Source organism: Caulobacter sp. B11 (genome assembly GCF_002737765.1).
Classification (GTDB): domain Bacteria; phylum Pseudomonadota; class Alphaproteobacteria; order Caulobacterales; family Caulobacteraceae; genus Caulobacter.
Genome location: NZ_PEGG01000229.1, coordinates 1 through 5,823 on the forward strand (window position 1 = coordinate 1; position 5,823 = coordinate 5,823).

General features: G+C 69.2%; 5 protein-coding genes and 1 pseudogene. 2 read left to right on the forward strand and 4 right to left on the reverse strand.

The features are described from left to right. The 3 genes and pseudogenes from CSW58_RS15250 to CSW58_RS09800 all read right to left on the reverse strand — a co-directional run. Window positions 1-277 (reverse strand): annotated as a pseudogene (locus CSW58_RS15250) (ATP-dependent DNA helicase); the annotation flags it as partial. Between the two features lie 375 nt (window positions 278-652). Further along, entirely contained in the window at window positions 653-1,297 is a 645-nt protein-coding gene (locus tag CSW58_RS09795) for a tetratricopeptide repeat protein (RefSeq protein WP_099447157.1), read from the reverse strand. A gap of 9 nt (window positions 1,298-1,306) precedes the next feature. Beyond that, on the reverse strand, window positions 1,307-1,924 hold the full coding sequence (locus CSW58_RS09800; RefSeq protein ID WP_099447158.1) for a tetratricopeptide repeat protein: 618 nt from the start codon (window positions 1,922-1,924) through the stop codon (window positions 1,307-1,309). A gap of 256 nt (window positions 1,925-2,180) precedes the next feature. Here CSW58_RS09800 and CSW58_RS09805 point away from each other — a divergent pair, with 256 nt between their 5' ends. Next, the gene (locus CSW58_RS09805; protein WP_099447159.1) at window positions 2,181-4,721 is read left to right on the forward strand and encodes a ligase-associated DNA damage response DEXH box helicase; all 2,541 of its coding nucleotides are present in this window, start codon (window positions 2,181-2,183) and stop codon (window positions 4,719-4,721) included. Then, complete coding sequence (pdeM, locus tag CSW58_RS09810; protein ID WP_099447160.1) at window positions 4,718-5,425, forward strand: ligase-associated DNA damage response endonuclease PdeM; 708 nt, start codon at window positions 4,718-4,720, stop codon at window positions 5,423-5,425. The genes CSW58_RS09805 and pdeM overlap by 4 nt, the downstream gene beginning before the upstream one ends. A gap of 32 nt (window positions 5,426-5,457) precedes the next feature. Here the strand turns inward: pdeM and CSW58_RS09815 are convergent. Further along, window positions 5,458-5,823, reverse strand: a 366-nt coding sequence (locus CSW58_RS09815; RefSeq protein ID WP_099447161.1) for a DUF3429 domain-containing protein, incomplete at its 5' end; no start/stop codon positions are given.

Sequence of the window (5,823 nt, forward strand, 5' to 3'; positions counted from 1 at the left end):
CGCCGAGCGGGGCCTGGTCCTCCCATTCCAGCGCCCGGGCCCAGACATCCAGGCCCGAGGAGCGGAACTGGTTGCCGACCGGGACCGAGCGCAGGGCCCCGATCACCGGCGGTCCCCAGGCCCATCCGCCCCGCGCCAGGGTCTCGGCCACGGCCAGGGCCTCTTCGCGGGACGGCTGCGGAGTCAGGGCCAGCTCGGACAGCAGGGCGGCGGCCGACTCGCGCAGCGAGGCGGCCTGGGCCGGAGCGCCCTTCGGCTCGGGCAGGCCCAGGGCCATGGCCAGTCCGACGCCGAGGGGGCGCAGAAGGTGGCCGGCCGCACGAAGGCATAGAGCTCGAGCACGTCGAACAGGCCCTGGGACCGCGAGGGCGCATGCAGGTTCAGCCGCTTGGCGGTCATGGCCGCGTGGGCCACCAGCACCGGCCCATGCTCCAGCAGGTCGCGGGCGTCGGGCGCGCGCAGCGGTCGACCAGCCTCCTCGCCCGGCCGACCGGGACCGCCGTCGGCATAGCCCGCCCGCGGCCCGGGCAGGACCACCAGGGCGGGAGCGAGGCTGAGAGCGGGAGTCGTGGCGTTCACGCCCGATACCTACACTCACGACTGGCGAAACAAAATCGGAACTTCGCGCCCTGGGCGTGACGGCCAGAGGCCCCTAGTCGCCGCCCCGCCGCGCCAGCTTTTTAGTGACCCGCGCCAAGGCCTTTGCCGCTCGTTCGCGAACGGCATGGCTCTCGGCCGCCGCGCCCACGCGGTAATATTTGGCCGCCTTTTCGAGGCTGTAGGGCAAGCCCTCGCCCTCCTCGTGCAGGCGGCCCAGCCGAAAGGCCGCTTCTTCGACGCCGCCCTCGAGGGCCAGGGCGTAGAGCCGCGCGGCCTCGGCTTGGTCAAGGCTCACGCCCTCTCCCTGATAGTAAACCACAGCCAGATTGAAGGTGGCGTAGGCGTCTCCCAGGTCGGAAGCCGCCTTCAGTTGGGCCAGGGCCGCGGCGTAGTCGATCGGAACGACTCCGCCCTCGCCATAGATCTGCGCCAGACTGGACATCGCCGTGACATGACCGAAGGCGGCGGCCTTTCGGTAAAGCCCGATAGCCCTGGCCAGGTCGGCCGTGACCCCGTCGCCATGGTGAAAGGCGCTGGCTTGGTCAAACAGGCTCTGAGCTTCGGCCCCGCCCTGCAACTGTTTGGGATCCGGCGCGGCGCCGGCCCGCGTGGCGAGCGCGGGCGCCTTGTCGACCGCCGCTGCCGCCGGACCCGCCAAGGCGACGAGCACGGCGAGGACCGAAATCAACGACCGCATCGGGTGGGCTCAGCCCGCCTTGCCGGCCAGCCGCCGGACTCGGATCAGCGCCGCCTTGGCCCGGTCCACCAGATCGGTGTCCTCGGACTGGATGGCGCGCTGGTAGAAGCCCTCGGCCTTGGCCAGGTCGCGCGGGGCGCCTTCGCCGTATTCGTACATCAGACCGACGCTAAGCAGGGCCTCATCATAGCCGGCGTCGACCGACCTCTGGTACCATTTGAGGGCCTCGACATCATTGATCGGCACGCCTTCGCCCTCATCGTAAATCGAGGCGACGTTGCGCATGGCGATGGCGTTGCCCAGTTCGGCGCCCTTGCGATAGAGCTTCAGGGCCTCGGCGTAGTCCACCGGAACGCCGCGGCCGGCCGAATAGAGCGTGCCCAGATTGTTCATCGCCCGACGGTCCCCCAGGTCCGCAGCCTTGCGGTACCAGGCCACCGCCTTGGCCGGGTCGACCTGTACACCGTCGCCATTGTCATAGGCGAAACCCAACTCGTACATCGACGAGACATTGCCTGCGTCGGCCTTGGCCTGCAGCTTGGCGATCTGGTCAGCGGTATAGGGCTCGGCCAGGGCGACCCCGGTCATGGCCAGGCTCAGAGCGACGCCCGCGAACATACGCAACATATCCAACCCCCACGAAACACACGCCCTAGTTGCCCCGCGCCTGCTTCGTGGTCAAGCTCTCGCGAGCCGAGCGCCAGGGAAACGGAACGGGAACATTGGCTTGTCATCGACGGGTCGAAACGCTACACAGCCGTCTCGCTTAGCGGAAGGCGCCGATCGTGAGCGTGACCGGACTCCCGCCCGAGATGTCGATTCTGGGTGACCCGATGGCGGCGTGGCATAGACGGGTCGACGAGGCTGTGGGCTAACTGACGCGTTGACGCCCCTGCTCCCTCCCCGCTTTTCTGACTGGTTCGCCGCGCGCGGCTGGACGCCCCGCGCCCATCAATTGGCGATGATCGAGAAGGGCCGTCAGGGCCGCAACGTCCTGCTGATCGCGCCCACAGGCGGCGGCAAGACCCTGGCCGGGTTCCTGCCCAGCCTGATCGAATTGGCGCAGCGCCCGCCGCGCAACACGCCGGCTGGGGTGCACACCCTCTACATTTCGCCGCTCAAGGCCCTGGCCGTCGACATCGAGCGCAACCTGGCCACCCCGATCCGCGAGATGGGCCTGAAGATCGTCGCCGAAAGCCGTACCGGCGACACCGGCGAGGCCCGCAAGGCCCGGCAGAGGCTGAGGCCGCCCGACATCCTGCTGACCACGCCCGAACAACTGGCCCTGTTCTGCGCCTGGGAAGGCGCGCGCGAGTACTTCGCCGACCTGTCCTGCGTGATCATCGACGAGGCCCACGCGATGTGGCCGTCCAAGCGCGGCGACCTGCTGGCCCTGGGCCTGGCCCGCCTGCAGCTGTTCGCGCCGCGCCTGCGGCGGGTGGGCCTGTCGGCGACGGTGGATGATCCGGATCTGGTGCGGCGCTGGCTGGGTTGCGGAGATCCTCCCCCTGGCGACGGAGGGCAAAGTTCTGCTGCCTCTAAGCACACGCCCCCCTCCGGCCCTGCGGGCCACCTTCCCCTTCAGGGGGAGGATCGTTCAAGCAACGTCGATCTCGTGCTCGGCGTCGGCGGCGCCCGGCCGATCGTCGAGGTGCTGGTCAGCGGCGGCAAGGTGCCGTGGGCCGGTCACACGGCCGAGCACGCCATGGCCGAGGTCTATCAGCTCATCCTCGAGGCCCGCACGGCCCTGGTGTTCGTCAACACCCGCTTTCAGGCCGAGTTCGCCTTCCAGGAACTGTGGAAACTGAACGACGCCGGATTGGCGATCGCCCTGCATCACGGCAGCCTGTCGGCCGAGCAGAGGCGCAAGGTCGAGGCCGCCATGGGGCGCGGCGAGATCCGGGCGGTGGTCTGCACCTCGACCCTGGACATGGGCATCGACTGGGGCGACGTCGACCTAGTGATCCAGCTGGCGGCGCCCAAGGGGGCCTCGCGGATGGTCCAGCGCATCGGCCGGGCCAATCACCGGCTGGACGAGCCCTCCCGCGCCGTCCTGGTGCCGGCCAGCCGCTTCGAGATGCTGGAATGCCGCGCCGCCGCCGACGCCATCCTGGGCGGCTATCTCGATGGCGAGCCGGCCCGGACCGGCGCGCTGGACGTGCTGGCCCAGCACATCATGGGCTGCGCCTGCTCCGAACCCTTCGCCCTGACCGATCTCTATGACGAGGTGCGCTCGGCCGGCCCCTATGCGGATCTGAGCTGGGAGGATTTCGAGACCGTCGTCGATTTCGTCTCGACCGGCGGCTACGCCCTCAAGGCCTATGACAAGTTTCGGCGCATCGTGCCGGGGCCCGACGGACTGTGGCGAGCGCGCAACCCCCAGACCATCCAGCGCCACCGGATGAATGTCGGCACCATCGTCACGGCGGCGACGATCAATGTCCGGATCGGCGGCGGTCGAAAGCCTGTCGGCGGCCGCAAGGTCGGCGAGGCCGAAGAGGGCTTCTTCGAACAGATGAAGCCGGGCGACACCTTCATCTTCGCCGGCCAGGTCTGGCGCTTCAACAGCCTGGTGGGCACCGACGCCTTTGTCAGTCCGGCGCCACATGACGATCCGATGCTGCCCAGCTGGGGCGGCTCGAAATTCCCGCTGTCGACCTATCTGGCCAGCCGGGTGCGCCAGATGATGCACGACGAGCGCGAATGGGCGGCCTTGCCGGCCGACGTCCAGGAATGGCTCGGCTATCAGAAGCGGCGCTCGATCATCCCCGACGACAACGAGATGCTGCTGGAGACCTTTCCGCGCGGCAAGCGCTTCCACCTGGTCTGCTATCCGTTCGACGGCCGCATCGCCCACACCACCCTGGCCATGCTGCTGACCCGTCGCCTGGACCGCCTGGGCGTGGGACCGCTGGGCTTCGTGGCCAATGACTACGCGGTCAATATCTGGTCGCTCAAGCCCATGGACGGGCTCGACCTGGACGCCCTGTTCGACGAGGACATGCTCGGCGACGACCTGGAAGCCTGGCTCGAGGAAAGCTTCCTGATGAAACGCGCCTTCAAGGCCTGCGCCCTGATCGCCGGCCTGATCGAGCGGCGCTATCCCGGCGAGGAGAAGTCGGGCCGCCAGGTGACCTTCTCGACCGACCTGATCTATGACGTCCTGCGCCGCCACCAGCCCGACCACCTGATGCTGCGCTGCGCCCGCAGCGACGCCGCCGCCGGCCTGCTGGACGTCGCCCGCCTCGGCGACATGCTGGCCCGGATCAAGGGGCGGATCCGCCATGCCGCCCTGGACCATGTCTCGCCCTTCGCCGTGCCGATCATGCTGGAGATCGGCCGCGAGCGGGCGCCCGGCGACGCCGCCGGCGAGATGATCCTGGCCGAGGCGGAAGACGAACTGATCGCCGAGGCCATGGCGTGACGCCGTTCTCGCTGAGCGCCTGCGGCGGCCTGCGCGTCACCGTGGCCGACGCGCCCTTGGTCCTACGTGCCTCCGGGGCCCTATGGCTCGAAGCCGAGCGCGCCCTGATCGTCGCCGACCTGCATTTCGAGAAGGGCAGCAGCTACGCCGCGCGGTTTGGCCAGATGCTGCCGCCCTACGATACCCGCGAAACCCTGAACCGGCTGGAGGCCGAGGTTACGGCCCTGTCCCCGGCCCGGCTGGTCTTCCTGGGCGACAGTTTCCACGACCACCAGGCCGAGGCGAGGCTGGCGGCCGAGGACGCCGCCCGGCTGGCGGCCCTGGCGCGGGGGCGGACGCTGATCTGGGCGGTCGGCAACCATGACGAGGACGGACCGCGGGACCTGCCCGGGGACGTGGTGGACGAGCTGCTGATCGCCGGACTGCGGCTGCGCCATGAGCCCGCTCCCGGACCCCAGCCAGGCGAGGTGGCCGGGCATCTTCACCCCGCCGCCCGGGTCAGCAGCGGTCGCGCCAGCGTACGGCGGCGCTGCTTCGTCACCGATGGCTCCAGACTGATCCTGCCCGCCTTCGGCGCGTACACCGGGGGGCTGAACATCCTCGACAAGGCATTTGGCGGGATGTTCGACTCAACGCCCATGGCCGGAGCCCTCGGGTCGAAGCGGGTTCACGCGGTGGGCTGGAAGTCGCTTCGGCCGGATTGAGGCGGATCGCGTCAGGACCGCCGGCCGATACCCTACATATGGAGGGCTTGCTCGAGGGCGAAGGACAGCGAGATCGCGGCGCCCGAGGTCAAAAGCGTGCGCAGGCGCGGCCGCCAGGCGGGACCCTCGTGATTGGTGACGTCCCAAAGCCATTGCAGGATGAAGACCAGCAGGAAGCCCGACAATTGCCAGGCCGGATCAAATTTGAGACCGCCCAGCAGCAGGCCGAACGCCGCCAGCGGAAACAGCTGTGACAGGCCCAGGACGCCCCAGCGCGGTTCGGGGTTTTCGATCTCGAGACCGCACCGCACGCCGCCGAGATAGGACAGGATGGCGGTCGAATAGGCCAGGAGGCTGATCAGGGCCAGACTGCGGGACTCGATCGGCCCGTAGCAGAA